Origin of the sequence: Chlamydia ibidis 10-1398/6 (genome assembly GCF_000454725.1) — a bacterium.
Lineage (GTDB): Bacteria > Chlamydiota > Chlamydiia > Chlamydiales > Chlamydiaceae > Chlamydia > Chlamydia ibidis.
On the sequence record NZ_APJW01000003.1, the window covers coordinates 86,155 to 104,126 of the forward strand.

Genomic DNA, 17,972 nt, shown 5'->3' on the forward strand with positions numbered 1-17,972 from the left:
AGGACACAGCTTCTGTGGTCAAGGATAAACATTTAAGTTTTCCGACGTCAAGAACTATAAAATTAACGAACCATTTGACAAAGATACTGGAGTATCGAACAATGATGTAGTCTCTAGTTCTGAGCCAATTTAGGTGTCTAGTGAAGCTCTCGTTGTCTTTCAAAAAACTAATCCCCAAACTTTATACATGCATAAAGGATGGGTATACATTTAGTATGTTTAAAAAAGATTTCTTAGCAGGGATTACGGTAGGTGTACTAGCCTTTCCTTTCGCTATTGCTATTGCCATAGGTATAGGCATCTCCCCCATACAAGGTCTATTAGCATCAATTATCGGTGGTTTCATAGCGTCTGCATTAGGAGGCAGCCAGGTACTGATATCGGGGCCAACAAGTGCTTTTATCTCTATACTCTACTGCATCTCAGCAAAATACGGACTAGAGGGGCTTTTTACTGTTACTCTCATGGGAGGTATATTCCTTGTTGCTTTCGGACTTACAGGTTTGGGTACCTTCATTAAGTACATGCCCTACCCCGTGGTAACAGGATTAACTACAGGGTTAGCTGTTATTATCTTTTCTTCTCAAATCAAAGATTTCCTAGGTCTACAAATGGGAGACACTATCCCTACCGACTTCATTGCTAAATGGATTGCCTATTGGGATTATCTTTGGACTTGGGATAGTAAGGCATTTGCTGTTGGTTTGTTCACATTATTGTTAATGATCTATTTCCGAAACTACAAGCCACGTTACCCTGGAGTAATGATTGCAATTATCGTTGCATCTACCCTTGTGTGGGCACTAAAAATTGATATTCCTACTATTGGCAGCCGATATGGAACTCTCCCACAATCTATTCCAATGCCCTCCCTTCCCCACTTGAGTTTAACAAAAATACTACAACTAATGCCTGATGCTCTGACTATTGCAGTGCTTTCCGGAATAGAGACACTACTTGCCGCGGTTGTTGCCGACGGAATGACTGGTTGGCGTCATCAATCAAATTGCCAACTCGTAGCCCAAGGAATTGCAAATATAGGTACTTCTCTTTTTGCCGGTATGCCTGTAACGGGCTCATTATCACGAACTGCAGCAAGTATTAAATCTGGAGCAGTAACCCCAGTAGCAGGACTAATTCACTCTGTTTTTATATGCCTTATCCTCCTATTACTTGCCCCCTTGACTGTAAAAATTCCCTTAACATGTTTAGCAGCAGTCTTGATTTTAATCGCTTGGAACATGAGCGAAATTCATCACTTCATCCACCTATTCACCGCTCCTAAAAAAGATGTGGTTGTTTTACTCACTGTGTTTATTCTTACTGTCATGACTACGATCACTTCTGCTGTACAAGTAGGCATGATGCTGGCAGCCTTCTTATTTATGAAGCAAATGAGCGATCTTTCCGATGTGATATCAACAGCAACCTACTTTGACGAGGATAATCAACAGAAAGATAGAGATCTATTCTCAAAATCAGAAGTTCCCGCACATACAGAGATTTATGAAATTAACGGTCCTTTCTTCTTTGGAATTGCTGATAGATTAAAAAATCTTCTTAATGAAATAGAACGCCCACCAAAAATTTTTATTTTATGCATGAATCGCGTACCTACCATTGATGCGTCCGCAATGCATGCTTTAGAGGAATTTTTCCTCGAATGTAATCGCCAGGGGACTCTGCTTCTTTTAGCTGGAGTTAAAAAAACTCCTTTAAACGATCTGAAGCGTTATCACTTAGATGAGCTGATTGGAGTTGATCATATTTTCTCGAATATTAAAGGAGCTCTTCTCTTTGCTCAGGCTCTGATTAATCTAGAAAATCGGTCATCTTCCCATGACTGAAAACAGCCATGGGTACAAATCTAGACATTTCCTGTCATGTTTTCTGGAACAACAAGACGATCAAACTCCTTTTCTGACAAATATCCAAGCTGGTTGCAAGCTTCTTTCAAGCTAATATTGTCATGAAACGCCTTTAAAGCAATTTTAGAACATTTATCATATCCTATGATCGGTGCTAAAACTGTCACTAGCATCAGCGAATTCCTAAGATTGTCTTCCAGACGCGTTTTGTTTACTCTAAGGCCTAACAAAAAATAATCAGAAAAGGCACGCATACCCCCCGATAATAGATCAATAGATTGTAGAAAATTATAAACCATTACCGGTTTCATCACATTAAGTTCAAAATTCCCTCTACTACCTGAAATAATAATTGTTTGGTTATTACCCAAAATTTGCGCACAAACCATCTGTAAAGCTTCGCATTGCGTTGGATTAATCTTACCAGGCATAATAGAAGATCCCGGCTCATTTTCCGGGAAAAACAACTCCCCTAACCCGCATCTAGGACCAGAACCTAAAAGACTTAAATCAGTAGCAATTTTAGTCAAAGAACATGCTAACGTAGCAAGGGCACCATGCGCAAATACGATTGGATCATGACATGCAAGAGAAGCAAAATAGTTAGATGATTTCATAAAAGGCTCTCCAGTCTCCTCTCTGAGATAATGAATCATTTTATCAACAAATCCTTTAGGGGCATTCAATCCCGTGCCAACAGCAGTAGCGCCAATTGCCAACTCATATAAATGAGTTAAACAAAATCCGATCCTTTCTAAATTCTGTCGCATTTGGTGATAATATCCTGAGAACTCTTGTCCCAAAGTGATAGGAGTTGCATCCATAAGATGCGTTCTACCAACCTTCACACAATTACGAAACTCCTCCTCCTTACGATGAATAGAGCTCATAAAATATTCTATGGAGGGAATTAACCTATTTTTTATGCTTATGACTAATGCTATATGCATAGCCGTGGGAAAAACATCATTTGATGACTGAGACTTATTGACATGATCATTGGGATGGATCGGTTGTTTACTACCTACTTGTCCCCCATGTCTTTGTATAGCTAAATTAGAAATCACCTCATTAACATTCATATTAGTTTGGGTGCCACTTCCAGTTTGCCAAACTTTTAAAGGAAAGTGATCATCATATTTACCGTTCAATATTTCATCAGCAGAGGCAACAATCATATCACAATATTTAGAATCTAAAATACCTAGATCTCTATTAGCCTTAGCAGCGCATTTTTTAATACATACCAATGCATGAATTATTTCCTTCGGCATAACTTCTGACCCCCAAGAAAAAAATTTTTGGGATCTAGCTGTTTGTGCCCCATACAACATATCTTCTGGGACCTCTATAGGACCAAAACTATCATTCTCTTGCCGCATATAGTTTATTCCTCTATGATATTTATCTATTCTTTGGAATTCTGTTTAAAACAATGAAGAGAAGTTTTTTTTATTACATATTAACTATCTCTTTTTTACTCTTCGTTTGGGAAATTACTTCTCTTAATTGTCCCTCCTGGACATTTGTTTTTCCTCCTCCCTCTAGGATAGTTTGCAGTGCGACTCACTCCCTGCCTCTTCTTCTTCACCATTCTTGGTATACTGTTAAAGGAATTTTAGGCGGTTTTTTTTTAGCATTTATACTTTCTATTTCCCTAGCAACCACCATGCTGTCTTACAAACCAGCTAGAAGCTTTTTACAGCCATTGTTCGTTGTCTTACAGTGCATTCCCATGTTTACCCTAGCACCTCTAATTGTTCTCTGGTTTGGTTGGGGATTAAATGCGGTGATTATTCCCACAGCCCTTACAGTGTTTTTTCCTCTAACCTTAACAATGTATCAGGGCATAAAATCAACCCCTCAGAATCTGATCGAGCAATTTGTCCTTCACGGAGCTACGAAGTTACAAATATTTCTGAAGCTACGTGTACCCTACGCTCTTCCTCATATTTTTTCAGGACTAAAAATAGCAATAGGATCCGCAGGATTTGCAGCTATAGCTGGAGAGTGGGTAGCGTCTCAGTCCGGACTTGGTATACTTATACTCGAGAGTCGAAGAAACTATGATATGGAACTTACATTTGCTGGATTAGCAACTCTTACTATAGTAACGTTATTATTATTTCAAAGTGTTCTTCTTATTGAAAAATTAGTATTTACTCTTTTTCGTATCGAGAAAAAAATATATAGAATCAAAAAACACAAAAAAAAATATATTAGCATCCTACTTCCAATAATTTTCTTGTGTCTAATACCTATAGGAAAAATAGGAAAACGGGGTGCTACGCATCAAGTTGATAGTCAAAATCTAACTTCCTTATCTCTTTTATTAGACTGGAGTCCGAATCCTAATCACGTGCCTCTATATGTAGGAATTCATCAACATTTTTTTGAACAAGAAGGAATTGATTTATACATAAAAAAGAACACGGACACTGGATCTGTAATTCCTCATGTACTCTTTGAGCAGGTTGATCTCACCCTATACCACGCTCTAGGCATTATGAAAACTATAGCGAAAGGAGCACCAATCCAAATAGTTGGTAGACTAATTGATACTAGCCTACAAGGCTTTATCTATAGACAAGAAGATAACATATCTAATTTCCGAGACCTTAATAATAAAATCTTAGGATTTTGTCTAAATAGCTCTAGAGACCTGACCTCTTTGCTTGAAACCCTAAGCCGACATGGTGTCACGCCTTCAAAAGTTAGAAACGTAAGTTGCGATTTAATTTCTCCAATGATTTTAAAGAAAATAGACTTTCTCTATGGAGCTTTTTATAACATCGAGGGAGTAAAAATTAGTAATCTAGGAGTTCCTGTCGGGCATTTTTTATCCGATGCTTATGGTCTACCAACTGGTCCTCAACTTTTACTATGCGGTAAATCCAATACTAAAGCTACGTCGAAAAAAATAATTTCCTCTATTCGTAGAGCATTGCAAAATAGCATAGATTTTTGTCTTCAAGAACCAGAACTTGCTTTCCAAATTTACCTAGAAGCTACAAAAGACATTCCTAAGCTGATAGAAGACGAAAAAAAACAGTGGAAGGCTACCCTGCCTCTTCTAGCTAAAAATCAAGATCCTCTAAGTGATTCTTTAGTAAGTGAGCTACGCCATGCAATAGCCCTAAGATACCCTGATCTTGCAGAAAAAATTCGAGTTATCGATTTTCAAATCTCTTGAAATGATCTCTAAGAGATTATCTTTCTTAGAGATCAGAAACTAATAATTTCTTTTTATGCTAGGAAAAATTTATCGATTAAAGGTAACCTTACTCTCTCCGACGTGCTATTCGAGTGTTTAGTATGCGGCTAACCTAAACGGACCAAATTGAGCTTAGTTCTACATTTTCATAGCGCTTTGTGTGATTATATTCACTACAGCCACGCAGATCGAAGAATGTGTCTGCTTGAAAAATAATGGTCTTTACATGTACGAATTTTTTTCATGGACTGGTTTTATTTTCTATTGCCTCAAGCGTGCACACTGTTACTCTCTACGGATGCTTTGACAAACTCTTCTTTGTTAAGCCAAATTCTTGGAGATTATTCTCCTAAAAAACGTTTGCAATTATTAATTAGGGAGAGTTTGTTTGCTCTCCTGTCCATGTTTTGTCTATATGGCTTAGCTAGAGGAACGATTTCTGTCCTAAGGACACCATTGTGTGCGATTTTTGTGGTTGCTGGTATTGCTGTTACACTTACAGGTATGCGTGCTATTCTTCGTCTTTCTAATGATAAGGGATGGGTTGCATGCGTAAAACGCAACCCTTCATCCCTATCCTCTTTTACACCAATAGCTGTGCCCCTAATTATAGGCCCTTCCTGGTTAGCCGGTTGTTGTATTCTCGTTGGGAAAAATTATAGTGTTTTAGTTACTTCTTGTATCCTGTTCTCATCTTGGCTGCTTGTTACGATTGCCACAATTATTCTACAAGTGTCGATTGGGAACCGCGGTAAGGGTAAGGTCCTACTCGCTATACAAACAGTACTAGGTTTATTTGTTACTATTGTAGGCACCCAATTCCTGATATCGGGATTACAGAAAGCCTTCTTATAAGAGTACCATTATGTTGACATTGATAAACCTCAGTCTCCTATTTTACATGCTTTTCGATGCCCCAGGGTCTATTCCTGTTTTTGTGTCTTTACTCAAACGTTACTGTAGAAGGAAGCAACAGCACATCATATTTCGGGAATGTTTACTCGCTCTTGTTACATTGATGTTATTCATAACATTCGGAAGAAAGTTTTTTCATTTCCTAGATATTTCTTTATATGCTTTTCAATTTATTGGGGGGGTACTGCTATTCTCTGTTTCCTTACAAATGATGCTATCCTCACCGAGTGTTGATGACTCCGCAGATGATGATTCGGAACCCATATTCTTTCCTCTAGCCTTCCCTATTATTACCGGGCCAGCAGTAATTACTTCATTACTTAGCTATATGGAAGAGGGTTTATACCCTAAAGAAATGATTCTTGGTGCATTAGTGATCGCTTGGGCTTGTTCGTTATTTACTTTACTAAGTTCTAGTTTTTTCAATCGTATTCTAGGTACTGCAGGACTATTAGCCCTAGAACGACTCTTCGGTATCGTGTTATTACTAATGTCTGCTAATTTGATGCTAAAAGGTATTTCTGTCGCCTTTAATATAGGTTTTTACGTCAGGTAAGTATTGTGAGAAGAAATGATCTTTGCTGGTGCGGTAGTAAACGTAAATGGAAACACTGTCACTACCCGAAAATATCCTGGGAAATGCAGAAGAAGGCCTATCTTTCACAATATGATATTATTTTAAAAACACCGCAGCAAATTAGGAAAATTCGCACTGCTTGCCAGGTTACAGCACGCATTCTTGATGCTTTATGTCAAGCTGCACAAGAAGGAGTCACCACTGAAGAGCTAGATCATTTATCACGCAAACTACATAAGGAGTATGGTGCCATTCCTGCTCCTCTAAATTATGGGACCCCACCTTTTCCGAAAACTATTTGTACTTCATTAAATGAAGTAATTTGTCATGGCATTCCGAATGACATTCCTTTAAAAAATGGCGATATTATGAATATTGATGTCTCCTGTATTGTGGACGGTTATTATGGTGATTGTAGTAGAATGGTTATGATCGGGAATGTATCGGAAATTAAACAAAAGATATGCCAAGCGTCGCGAGATTGTTTGAACGCTGCGATTGCTATTCTTAAACCTGATCTCCCTGTATATATGATCGGAGAAGTTATCGAAGATTGCGCCTCACAGTATGGATTCTCTGTTGTGGATCAATTTGTAGGGCATGGTGTTGGAGTTGAGTTCCATGAAAATCCTTATATCCCTCACCATAGAAATGACTGCCGCATTCCGTTAGCCCCAGGAATGACTTTCACAATTGAACCTATGATTAATGTGGGCAGGAAAGAAGGCATCATTGATTCACGAAATATGTGGGAAGCAAAAACTATAGATAATCTTCCTAGCGCCCAATGGGAACATACTCTACTAATCACTGAAACAGGCTACGAGATACTAACTCTTCTAGATTAGCTATCTCTTGTTCCAAAGATTCTGCATATGCCAGTAATTGATGAACTATTTGTATGTCTTGCATATCTATAATCGCACCTTCAACTTCCTCGTATTTACGTAGAGTCAAGTATTCTTCCTGAACTGTAAATAGTTCTTTACGAACTAAAGATAGAGTTTTATTTTTTTCAGCAAATTGCTCCTTTAGTTGTAAATACATATCCTTATAAGACTTTCCTTTACTAGAAAGACCATCATTTAGAAAATGAGGCGACATATTCTTTATTTCGTCACGTAACTGGGCAATCTTATTATCTTTTTCACTAATTAATAACTGTAAATCGACTAAACGACTTTTCAAAGAGTCTACTTCTTGTATACGAATTTTCAAATTACAGCAGCTTTCTTCTAAAGACTTATTCTTTTGTCTTTCTTGATTTAGTTCATTTTCAAGAAGGCGAAGTTTCTCATCTTTTTCCTGTACAGCACAAACCCATAACTGCATATCGCTATTATCTTTACTACTTGTAACTACAGGAGACGCAGAAACCCAAGAAAATAGGGACGTTGTTTCGTCACCGGATACCAATCTGAGATATTCGTTATGAAGAGACGCATAATCCTCTAGCCATGCCGTTTTTTGATCAGACAATACTTTCAAATCCGAAGATAAATAATCTTGTTTACGTAATGCTTCTTTTAACTGAACACGACACTGTTGCAGTTCACATTCTAAGGATTCAGCACGTTTTTCCAGAAAATCACAAGCAGTTGCTTTTTCACTAAGCAGTTTGTCATAAGCAACTTGTAAATCAGAATAGTCCCGAGTAAGCTGAGATAAATCTTGATTTTTTTCAAGGTCCTCTTTTTCAACTAGAGATATACATCCAAGGAAAATAGCCCAAGATAGGACCAATGATATAGCTAAACCTAACGACCAGAAACTAGAAAACAGAGAAAAATGAGCTGGTTGTTTAAAATAATACAGTAAAAGAAAACCTGAAGAAATAATCAAATAACCTGTAGATCGGAGTAACCCTATAGCCAAAAGAGCTAGAACAGAACACAAAGATATTAACGAAACCAATGATACTTCAAAAATAGTTGCACAACTTATGCCGAAAAGGGAGAGAATCGTAGAAAATAAAAACGCCCACTTTACAGAAAAAGACCGACACCTATCTAGCAAGCCATCTAGCGCGCCTTTACGATAGACTGTATAAAAAAGACGTTTCCTAAACAACCACATGACTTTAAATCCAATAAACAAATACTCTTAAGAATTTTCTAAAGAATCTTGAGCTTTAGTTAATAAATAGCTGATAACAGCTGGATCTCCTTCATAGGTCATTTCTACTTCCATAGTGCCATCCATAGAAGCATGGCCACAAGTAACCAAAACGTAAGCGCTTACGCTTTCCTCTTTGAAAGTTCCCGTACTGTCACTACATTCGTTTCCAGACACCTTCTTCTCCTCACTAGCTAACAAGCTAGAATGTTCAATAGAACCTCTGCTATTGGTTGATAACAAGTTCCTTTTTTTCTTTAGAAGCTTTAAATAACAGAAACTAAAAATTTCTGATAAATTTAGCAAAGATTAAACCTTTTTTTCTGAAGTTAAAAAACTTAAAAAGTAACAACAAACAATTTCAATTAATTTTTATTTACGCAACTCTGGGTTTTATTGATAAAATAAGACTAAAATAAATTATTTTTTTGATTATGAGAAAAAATATCCTTAGTTTTAATTTAGTATCACCACAGACCATACCATCCAAAGAGATACCTCCTCTAGACCCCCTAAACACACCTCCAATAGGTGCCCTGCTTTTTAGTATTTATAAGCTTCTTTTACAAGCAATTGAAATTCGCCAACAAACAGTTCTGACTCAATCACAACAATTAAATGACAATACTAATATTCAACAACAATTAAACCAAGAAACTAATCAAATCAAGTTTGCAGTAGTAAGTTCTGGAGCAAAAGAAGATGAAATTACCAGAGTACAAAACCAAAACCAAAACTACTCTGCACAAAGATCAAATATCCAGGACGAATTGGTAACAGCTCGACAAAATGGACAGATCATCCTCTCGCACGCATCTACAAATATCAACATTATTCAGCAACTAGCTTCACAGGATTCTACTTTTTTAAAGACCACCAACACTATCGGAAGCACAGTAAACCAACTGAATAAGCCTTTATCATAAAACAAAATAAAAATTTAAATACAAATGTAAGTAGAAAACTATGTGGTTATCAAATACTGTAACATCAACTAATGGTCAAATCCAAACTCCAAATGCGCCCACAATTATTTCTGGTGGCCCTAACACGGCAACAGCCGATGAAATTATTGCAAAGTTTGCTAAAGACTCTAATCCTCTGATTGTCACTGTCTATTACGTATACCAATCTGTACTAGTTGCGCAAGACAATCTGGCCATCATTGCCGAAGAAGTTCAAGCTAATGCTGCTGCTCAAACATTCTTAAACAATCAAGAAGCCTTGTATCAATACATAACGATCCCAAAAAATAAGCTAAATGACAATTCTTCAAGCTTTTTACAAAACATTCAAGCCACAAACCAAGCTGTAGGAGCTTCTAGACAAGCACTACAAAACCAGATTTCTGGCTTAGGAAATGCCTCTCAAGTTATTTCCAGCAACCTAAATACTAATAACAATATTATTCAACAATCACTACAAGTAGGACAAGCTCTAATCCAAACGTTTTCACAAATCTTTAGCTTAATTGCAAATATTTAATGATCACTTTCTAGGAACAAATTATCATGAGCGGCACATCTAAACTCACTATAGATAATCAAGTCCCTACTGTTATTCCTCCATCAACGACAGTAGTCTCAGAAAACATTACAGAAAACAAAAGTTCAGCTATTTATTTCTGCATCAAAGTAATGTTACAACTATCAGTAGCAACAACAGAATTTGCTAAGTCTATCATGGCTGTATTACAAGACAACACGACAGAACAACAAAAGAAAACTAAAGAACTAATTAACCTACCATTACTCAAAGTTCCCGATCTGAAAAAGAAAACTAAAGCTAACGAAGAAAAAGAAGAATACTCTAACCAGACTGAAGTACAAGCATTTCAAACATCCAACCAACAAATAACAGCAAACAGACAATTGATCCAACAAGAATTATCAGCTGCACAACAAAGAGCTCAAGCAAATCAAAAAGCAGTAAATGCTACTTCAACACAATCTATGAAGTTACTTCAAGCAGCTAATGCTTTGCTCAGCACTTTAAACGAGCTCACTATTAAAGCAAATTTAACTACATCGGCATCTAACTAGCAATATATCTCCCTCTATTATATTTTAAAGTCTAAGAGGGAGATGAGTAAATTATGTATAACATGTTAAAAAACAAAAATTTAGTTATAAAAATTTCTTCCAACCTGAACCAGGAAAGGAAAATTTTAATATAGAAAAATTTATCACCTAAGCGTAACCTTGGTCTCACGTCCTGTTTGGGTGTTTGAATCTTTTTCGATGACACAAGCGTTAAAGGAAACGTTCCATTCAGTCCAAGAAGCAAAAAATGATGACCTAACTACGTTGTGAGATTGACAACTCCCCGAATATGATGGTGTTTCTATATCGAAAATCTGTCATATAGTGACGAGAGAATATTAAAAGGTAAAGGCCTCAATGAGGATAATTTTCCCTGACAAACACAAGAAAACACCTTTTTTCGGACGGTTGCTAAAACGAGTGCCCCTCTTTGTGCTCATTATTTCTTGTACGGCTCCCTTCGTGTCCTATGTCATGAAGAAGGTCTTCGGATGTCCGGGCGTTATTGAAACTCTAGCGTTATCCACAAAAGGGGTGTGCGAACATAAGTTCTGGCAGTTCTTAACATATCCTTTAGTGACATCGGATTGCTTATCAATTTCAAATGAGAGATGCTTAGAAGTTACGCAGCGCCTTCTAATCAGAAATTGTTTAGATTTTGTTTTATTCTACAAAGCTACAGACCATATTGTGAGAAAGTTAGGCTCTTTGCCTTATTTAGCCCTAATTAGTTCACAAATTCTTATCACCGGGACAATCGTATGGGCTGCACTACACCTTCTTCACAGCTCGCAAGCATTCTTTGGTCCTGAATGTTTAATCGCCACTCTTGTATTAGTTTGGGTTTTTCTTGATCCAGAAAAACGTCTAGCAATGTATCCTCTGCCAACCAGCCTATCTAGGAAATGGGGCTTTATTGGTTTGCTAGGCTTTTACTTTTTCATACTACTTGTTTCTGGTGCTTTTGCCGTTTTTCTTGGTTCGGTCATCTCCATACTTATTGGCATAATCTTTTGTCACAAAGAAAAAATTCCTAATCCTTACCGATTATCGCGTTTCTGAGTTTTCTTCGGCAAAAAAAGCAAGAACCGCTGCTCTGGCCTCCCCCAGTCCCATCAGCACGCCCTCTTCAAAACGAAAAAACGAATTTTCTTCTAATATAGAGAAATCCATAGGTTGTAGGGCGTCATCTGTTGTTAAATTTGGAATAATTTCTTGTCCAAGATTGTGTAACTTTTCTTGTTGATTGTTGTATAAGTCATCCAATAAATTTTTAATTTTATTTTTCATGCTTTCCTTTACGCTTTCCTAAGAAAAAATCCTTCATAATTCTTTCCGACTCTTCACAACATATGCCTGAGGTGCATTCAACAGCATGAAATGGGTGTTTTTGCGTAAAAACATTAATCCAACTTCCCGCTGCGCCTAAACGTAAATCTGGTGCTCCCCAAACAATTCTTCGAATGCGAGCTAGTTGTATGGCACCAGCACACATTAAACACGGCTCCAAGGTACAATAGAGCGTGGTATCTATCAAACGCCAATTTTCTAAATATTCTGATGCTGCGCCTATACATAAAATCTCAGCATGGGCAGTAGGATCTCTTAATCCTTCGACAGCATTATGTCCCCTGGCTATTATTTTATCGTCTTTCACAATTACACAGCCTACAGGAACCTCATCTTTTGTATAAGCCTTTCTTGCTTCTTTTATAGCCTCCTTCATAAAAAACATATCTCTAACAATATCCATCTATCATCCCCCTGAAAATAGTTAACACACGAAATATAATTTAAGAATTTGCCTCTCACAATATATCTAGAAGGGATAGTAACTAGTAAACAATAAAAATATTCTTATCTATATCTAGGCAGATAAGAATAGAGTCATGTGGATTATATTTTTTATTCACCAACCAAAAAATGCCCTACCATATACCAAAAGGTGTACATTAACAAACCTCTCAAGTATAATTGGCCTTTGTGGCAATTATTTTATTTTAAGGAGACATCCGATGTCTTTGGATAAGGGAACTAAAGAAGAAATCACAAAAAAGTTTCAATTACACGAGAAAGATACTGGTTCTGCAGATGTGCAAATTGCCATTTTGACAGAACACATCACTGAGCTTAAAGAGCACCTTAAAAGATCTCCTAAAGATCAAAACTCTCGTTTAGCATTATTGAAACTTGTAGGTCAAAGAAGAAAACTTTTAGAATACCTAAATTCTACCGACACCGAGAGATATAAAAATTTGATTACACGCCTCAACTTAAGAAAATAGTTTTAAATTGACATTTTGCCATGCCCTAGGAGAGCTCTATGACGCTTGAAAGTATCTCTGTCACCCTTGAAGAGGGTAAAACTCTAGTATTTGAATCGGGACAGATAGCTCGACAAGCTAATGGAGCTGTTCTCACAAAGTGCCAGGAAACTTGGGTATTTTCTTCAGTATGCTCCTCTGATTTAGAAAATTTTGTGGATTTCCTGCCTTTTCGAGTAGATTACCAAGAGAAGTTCTCTTCAACAGGTAAGACTCTCGGTGGATTTGTAAAACGGGAAGGCCGCCCTACTGAAAAAGAAATTCTCGTTTCTCGCCTCATAGACAGGTCGCTTCGCCCCTCTTTCCCAAATCGCTTGATGCAAGATGTTCAGGCATTGTCTTATGTTTGGTCGTATGATGGTCAAACCTTACCCGATCCTCTCGCTATTTGCGGTGTTTCAGCAGCTCTAACAATCTCAAACATTCCTCAGCTAAGCATTGTTGCTGGGGTGCGCGTGGGTTATATCGATGGAAAGTGGGTAGTAAACCCAACCAGATCGGAAATGGAGAATTCGCGTCTAGACTTGGTGTTAGCAGGCAGTGAGAATGCCATATTAATGATCGAAGGTCATTGTGACTTCTTCACAGAAGAGCAAGTACTTGAAGCGATTGATTACGGCCACAAGCATATTAAAACCATATGCTCTGCGTTACTAGCTTGGCAGCAACAATCTGGGAAGCCAAAGAATACTTCGGCCATTATTCCATTGCCAAGTGAGGTTCGAAGTGCGGTAGATGACTTTTTAAAAGATAAATTTTCTTCTCTTCTGAAGATCAAAGAAAAAAAAGCCCTTGAGTCTGCTTCTTTAAGTTTGGAGAAAGAAGTCCTTTCTGCTTTAGAGGTAGAAAATGATGAGATCTTTTCATCTTTGAATATTAAAACAGCTTTCAAAACAGCAAAGTCCGATTACATGCGCTCTATGATACGCAAAGAAGGTGTGCGTATCGATGGGCGCTCCGTGACTACAATCCGTCCTATTTCTATCCACACAGCTTTTCTTCCTAGGACACATGGTAGTGCTCTGTTTACTAGAGGTGAAACTCAAACCATGGCGGTTTGTACGTTAGGCAGTGAAACTATGGCCCAACGTTATGAGGATCTAAATGGAGAAGGTACTTCTAGGTTTTATCTTCAGTATTTCTTCCCTCCTTTTTCCGTGGGAGAAGTTGGCAGAATTGGATCACCAGGACGTAGAGAGATTGGACATGGTAAATTAGCTGAAAAAGCATTAAGTCATATCCTTCCTTTATCTGATAAGTTTCCGTACACTATACGTATAGAGTCTAATATCACAGAATCCAACGGTTCTTCTTCAATGGCATCTGTCTGCGGTGGTTGCTTAGCTCTAATGGATGCTGGTGTTCCAATAAAGACTCCCATAGCTGGTATTGCTATGGGATTAATTTTAGATGAAGATAGTGTTACCATCCTTTCAGATATCTCCGGAATAGAAGATCATCTTGGAGATATGGATTTTAAAGTCGCTGGTGATGTGGAGGGTATAACCGCGTTTCAGATGGATATCAAAGTTGAAGGTATAACTCCGGAAATTATGCGTGCTGCCTTAGCTCAAGCAAAATACGGGCGTCAAGATATTCTTCAAACAATGTACCAAGCTTTATCTAAACCTAAGGATGATCTTTCAAAATATGCTCCTCGTATTGAGACAATGCAGATTAAGCCTGCAAAAATTGCAACTGTCATTGGCCCTGGAGGGAAACAAATTCGCCAGATTATCGAGACGACTGGCGTGCAAATTGATATTAATGACTTGGGTTTAGTCAGCATTACCGCATCTTCACTGGAAGCTATTAATCGAGCTAAGGAAATTATAGATGGCTTAGTTGGTGAAGTAGAAGTGGGTAAAATTTACAAAGGACGCGTGACTTCTGTCGTACCGTTTGGAGCTTTTGTTGAGATTCTCCCTGGGAAAGAAGGACTTTGTCATATTTCAGAGTTTTCAAAGCAACGAATCGAAAATGTTCGTGATGTTGTTAAGGAAGGTGATATGTTGGACGTCAAACTTCTTAGCGTGAATGAAAAAGGACAGTTTAAGCTCAGCCATAAGGCAGTTCTGTCTGAGTAATCTATAAAATGCTCTTTCTTTTACTAAATTGTGATAAAAAGGTAGCCGGAGATAAATCTTCGGCTACCTTTTCCTTTTTGGTAGCACGACTACGTCGCGTTCAGTTTTAGACCAGTGCCATCTGTCATGGAGTCTTCTTGAGGAGGTGGCGGAGGAAGATCATCAGAAGGTTTTTTAAATAACATACCTTCTTCTTTCAACCGAGCCCTTTTCTTCTCTGGATCCCAAGTATGATCCATAATGTCTTTGACATCTTTGGCATCTAAAGTCTCAAACTCTATTAACATTTGAGTCATCAACTCAACTTCAGCTCGATGTTCATTGATAATGTCCAAAGCCCTTTGATACGCAGAATCTAATAAAGTTTTTAACTCACTATCAATAGCCTTAGCTGTTTCTTCTGAGTAATTCTTTTCATGATAAGCACCATAGCCGGTAGACATATCGGAACGCTCATCATAGGTAACCTTACCCAACTGATCACTCATGCCCCACTCACAAACCATACTACGAACCAGTTTAGTAGCCTGAGAAATATCCTGTTGGGCACCGCTTGAAATATCTCCTAAGAAAATTTCTTCAGCAGCACGTCCTCCCATTAGCACAGCAAGCTGATCAAAAAGTTCTTTCTTCCAATAACTCAACTTATTTTTCTTTGGTAAAAAATGAGTTGCTCCTAAAGACAGACCTCGAGGGATAATAGTAACTTTATCAACAGGGTCGCTATGCTGTACGCACAACCCCACAATAGCATGACCAGATTCATGATAAGCTGTTGTTTTGCGTTCTTCAGCATCCATTTCTAAACTGCGTCGTTCTTTACCATACAGCACCTTATCCCTGGCCTCAGCGACATCAACAGCGGTAACTGCAGTACGATCTTTACGTGCTGCTAATAAAGCTGCTTCGTTTAAAAGGTTTTCGAGATCAGCTCCAGAAGCACCTGGAGTACTACGAGCCACAGCCGCTAGATCTACGGTAGGATCTAACTTAATTCTTTTAGCATGAACAGCTAAAATTTCTTGTCTTCCTTTAATATCAGGAAGATTCATAACAACACGACGATCAAAACGTCCTGGACGTAACAATGCTTTGTCCAAAACATCAGGCCGGTTGGTTGCAGCCATCAAAATAACGCCTTCGTTTGTACCAAAACCGTCCATCTCTACTAATAGCTGATTGAGCGTTTGCTCTCTTTCATCGTGTCCTCCTCCAATACCAGCACCACGATGACGACCAACAGCATCAATTTCATCAATGAAAATAATACAAGGAGCGTTCCTTTTTGCTTGTTCGAACATATCACGAATTCGGCTGGCCCCGACTCCGACAAACATTTCAACAAAATCAGAACCCGCAATGGAGAAGAAAGGACGATCAGCCTCTCCGGAAACAGCTTTAGCAATTAAAGTTTTCCCAGTCCCAGGAGGACCAATCAGCAAAACGCCTTTAGGAATCCTACCACCCAAACTAGTAAATTTCGTAGGATTTTTAAGAAAATCAACTATCTCGATTAACTCTTCCTTTGCTTCCTCAATACCAGCGACATCTGCAAACGTTATCTTATTCTGTCCTTTCATTAATAAACGTGCTGGTGATTTGCCAAATGACATGGCCGAGCCATTCATTCCCTTCACTTGACGAGAGAAAATGAAATACACAAAAGCAAGAACAAATAGAATAGGCATGAAAGTAAAAACATACCCAATATAATGAGGAGCAGGTTCTTCGCTCTTAAAGGTTTTCTCTAAAACCAGGTTACGAGGTTGATCCGGGGCTTTAAAAGATAAGGAACGATTGTGAGAAAATTCTGACCATTCCTGTTTGGCACCAGAAAACCAGTGTGCAAACACCTCTGGATCTTGTTTTTCAAGGGCACGAGAAGATAATTCCTGATTGTTAAAATACCATACAGCCTGGTTCAACTCTCCTCGAACCTTCTCTAATTGTGCCTGATTAACCTGAATAGCTTCCAAAACTTTTATGTATTTACTACGTTCTTCTCTGTATAAACGTACAGAACGCAGCTGCTCGAAACGTTCCCCACTCTGAGATAGGGATAGAGAAGAAGAAATGTTCCCTAGAGAGACAAGAACTTGTTTATATAAAACCTCTAGCTCTACCAAATTCATCGGCTGTGTAAGAGAAGTTTCTACTTGCTGATAAAGACTCTTCAACTCTCGTTTTAAATTCTCAGAACCTATTCCTAGAACAGGAGATAAGTATTTCCCCAATAATTCGTAGAGATCTGATCCAAAAGTTCGGAAACTTTCGATTGACTTGGTCAGCGTAACAAATCTTTTTTCCAGAGCATCTAAGTTGATAATCTGGTGCTTACTGGGACCATAAATAACCAAACCATCCAAAGACGAAGAAGATATTTCTGTATCACTGCTGATGACATAGCCTGTCTCAGGTATCGGGGAACCCGATATTGAAGAAAACCATAAAATAGAGTTTTCCACTTCTTTGGAAAGAGATACTAAATTCTTGCTAATCTCTTGACCATCAAAGTCTAAGTGATGCTTCTCATCAATAAGTTCCAAGTAACGGTATCGTAACTGACCCTCTGGTGTAGGAGATTCACGAAAACGTCCACTAAAAGAAACTAAATTATCATTCAAAGCCATCTTACGACTGTCTTCAGGAACAATTAACTTCAAGTTAACTAAATGTTCCAACTGATGGCTAAAACTAACCCGAGCCTTCCTAACAACAAGAAAATTTTGAACGGCGATCACACCAAAAATCACGCCAAATAAAAGAAAAAAAATACAGAAGGGAAATTTTTTTTCGATTCGGGCTTCATCTTTTTATCTTTAGACATAAA

The 17,972-nt window shown here is 38.0% G+C and carries 16 protein-coding genes and 1 pseudogene; 11 read left to right on the forward strand and 6 right to left on the reverse strand.

The annotated features are described in order from the left end of the window. Positions 1–140 precede the first annotated feature (140 nt). The gene (locus H359_RS03895; RefSeq protein WP_020370454.1) at positions 141–1,847 is read left to right on the forward strand and encodes a solute carrier family 26 protein; all 1,707 of its coding nucleotides are present in this window, start codon (positions 141–143) and stop codon (positions 1,845–1,847) included. A 20-nt stretch (positions 1,848–1,867) separates the two neighbouring features. Here H359_RS03895 and fumC read toward each other — a convergent pair whose 3' ends face one another. After that, positions 1,868–3,250, reverse strand: a complete 1,383-nt coding sequence (gene fumC, locus H359_RS03900) for a class II fumarate hydratase (protein ID WP_020370455.1) — start codon at positions 3,248–3,250, stop codon at positions 1,868–1,870. A gap of 53 nt (positions 3,251–3,303) precedes the next feature. Between fumC and H359_RS03905 the strand changes: the two genes are divergently transcribed. From H359_RS03905 to H359_RS03920, 4 genes are all read left to right on the forward strand, one after another. Next, positions 3,304–5,061: an ABC transporter substrate-binding protein gene (locus tag H359_RS03905; protein ID WP_020370456.1), complete on the forward strand. Its 1,758-nt coding sequence runs from the start codon at positions 3,304–3,306 to the stop codon at positions 5,059–5,061. Between the two features lie 264 nt (positions 5,062–5,325). After that, a complete protein-coding gene (locus H359_RS03910) occupies positions 5,326–5,937 on the forward strand; it encodes a MarC family protein (RefSeq protein WP_020370457.1) in 612 nt (203 codons plus the stop codon). 7 nt (positions 5,938–5,944) lie between these two features. Continuing rightward, entirely contained in the window at positions 5,945–6,553 is a 609-nt protein-coding gene (locus H359_RS03915) for a MarC family protein (RefSeq protein WP_238318218.1), read from the forward strand. A gap of 5 nt (positions 6,554–6,558) precedes the next feature. Then, positions 6,559–7,422 carry a methionyl aminopeptidase gene (locus H359_RS03920; protein ID WP_020370459.1) on the forward strand — a complete coding sequence of 288 codons (864 nt, stop codon included), beginning with the start codon at positions 6,559–6,561 and terminating at the stop codon, positions 7,420–7,422. On the opposite strand, the gene H359_RS03925 is transcribed toward H359_RS03920, so the two are convergent. Together H359_RS03925 and H359_RS03930 are read right to left on the reverse strand one after the other, a co-directional pair. Beyond that, entirely contained in the window at positions 7,382–8,650 is a 1,269-nt protein-coding gene (locus H359_RS03925; protein WP_020370460.1) for an MFS transporter, read from the reverse strand. The two genes, H359_RS03920 and H359_RS03925, sit on opposite strands and share 41 nt — an antisense overlap. A 27-nt stretch (positions 8,651–8,677) precedes the next feature. Continuing rightward, on the reverse strand, positions 8,678–8,866 hold the full coding sequence (locus tag H359_RS03930; protein ID WP_020370461.1) for a hypothetical protein: 189 nt from the start codon (positions 8,864–8,866) through the stop codon (positions 8,678–8,680). 257 nt (positions 8,867–9,123) lie between these two features. Here H359_RS03930 and H359_RS03935 point away from each other — a divergent pair, with 257 nt between their 5' ends. The 4 genes from H359_RS03935 (at position 9,124) to H359_RS03950 (ending at position 11,793) form a co-directional block, all read left to right on the forward strand. After that, a complete protein-coding gene (locus H359_RS03935; RefSeq protein ID WP_020370462.1) occupies positions 9,124–9,615 on the forward strand; it encodes a DUF720 domain-containing protein in 492 nt (163 codons plus the stop codon). A 40-nt stretch (positions 9,616–9,655) separates the two neighbouring features. Continuing rightward, entirely contained in the window at positions 9,656–10,174 is a 519-nt protein-coding gene (locus H359_RS03940) for a DUF720 domain-containing protein (RefSeq protein WP_020370463.1), read from the forward strand. Between the two features lie 26 nt (positions 10,175–10,200). Next, positions 10,201–10,731, forward strand: coding sequence for a CT847 family type III secretion system effector protein (locus tag H359_RS03945; RefSeq protein WP_020370464.1), 531 nt, complete (start codon positions 10,201–10,203; stop codon positions 10,729–10,731). Between the two features lie 357 nt (positions 10,732–11,088). Beyond that, a complete protein-coding gene (locus H359_RS03950) occupies positions 11,089–11,793 on the forward strand; it encodes a hypothetical protein (protein WP_020370465.1) in 705 nt (234 codons plus the stop codon). Here the strand turns inward: H359_RS03950 and H359_RS03955 are convergent. Both H359_RS03955 and tadA read right to left on the reverse strand, forming a co-directional pair. After that, entirely contained in the window at positions 11,779–12,021 is a 243-nt protein-coding gene (locus tag H359_RS03955) for a hypothetical protein (RefSeq protein ID WP_020370466.1), read from the reverse strand. The genes H359_RS03950 and H359_RS03955 overlap by 15 nt on opposite strands. Further along, positions 12,011–12,484, reverse strand: a complete 474-nt coding sequence (gene tadA, locus H359_RS03960) for a tRNA adenosine(34) deaminase TadA (protein ID WP_020370467.1) — start codon at positions 12,482–12,484, stop codon at positions 12,011–12,013. The genes H359_RS03955 and tadA overlap by 11 nt, the downstream gene beginning before the upstream one ends. Positions 12,485–12,746: 262 nt before the next feature. Between tadA and rpsO the strand changes: the two genes are divergently transcribed. Further along, positions 12,747–13,016, forward strand: coding sequence for a 30S ribosomal protein S15 (gene rpsO / locus H359_RS03965; RefSeq protein WP_011006716.1), 270 nt, complete (start codon positions 12,747–12,749; stop codon positions 13,014–13,016). A 38-nt stretch (positions 13,017–13,054) separates the two neighbouring features. Continuing rightward, positions 13,055–15,142, forward strand: a complete 2,088-nt coding sequence (pnp, locus tag H359_RS03970; protein ID WP_020370468.1) for a polyribonucleotide nucleotidyltransferase — start codon at positions 13,055–13,057, stop codon at positions 15,140–15,142. Positions 15,143–15,231: 89 nt separating this feature from the next. Here the strand turns inward: pnp and ftsH are convergent. After that, a pseudogene (ftsH, locus tag H359_RS03975) lies at positions 15,232–17,969 on the reverse strand (ATP-dependent zinc metalloprotease FtsH). Positions 17,970–17,972 lie beyond the last annotated feature (3 nt).

Coding starts and splice junctions, on each gene's coding strand:
- fumC (WP_020370455.1), bottom strand. CDS start 3,250: ATGCGGCAAGAGAATGATAGTTTTGGTCCTATAGAGGTCCCAGAAGAT.
- H359_RS03905 (WP_020370456.1), top strand. CDS start 3,304: ATGAAGAGAAGTTTTTTTTATTACATATTAACTATCTCTTTTTTACTC.
- H359_RS03910 (WP_020370457.1), top strand. CDS start 5,326: ATGGACTGGTTTTATTTTCTATTGCCTCAAGCGTGCACACTGTTACTC.
- H359_RS03925 (WP_020370460.1), bottom strand. CDS start 8,650: ATGTGGTTGTTTAGGAAACGTCTTTTTTATACAGTCTATCGTAAAGGC.
- H359_RS03935 (WP_020370462.1), top strand. CDS start 9,124: ATGAGAAAAAATATCCTTAGTTTTAATTTAGTATCACCACAGACCATA.
- H359_RS03940 (WP_020370463.1), top strand. CDS start 9,656: ATGTGGTTATCAAATACTGTAACATCAACTAATGGTCAAATCCAAACT.
- H359_RS03945 (WP_020370464.1), top strand. CDS start 10,201: ATGAGCGGCACATCTAAACTCACTATAGATAATCAAGTCCCTACTGTT.
- H359_RS03950 (WP_020370465.1), top strand. CDS start 11,089: ATGAGGATAATTTTCCCTGACAAACACAAGAAAACACCTTTTTTCGGA.
- H359_RS03955 (WP_020370466.1), bottom strand. CDS start 12,021: ATGAAAAATAAAATTAAAAATTTATTGGATGACTTATACAACAATCAA.
- tadA (WP_020370467.1), bottom strand. CDS start 12,484: ATGGATATTGTTAGAGATATGTTTTTTATGAAGGAGGCTATAAAAGAA.
- rpsO (WP_011006716.1), top strand. CDS start 12,747: ATGTCTTTGGATAAGGGAACTAAAGAAGAAATCACAAAAAAGTTTCAA.
- pnp (WP_020370468.1), top strand. CDS start 13,055: ATGACGCTTGAAAGTATCTCTGTCACCCTTGAAGAGGGTAAAACTCTA.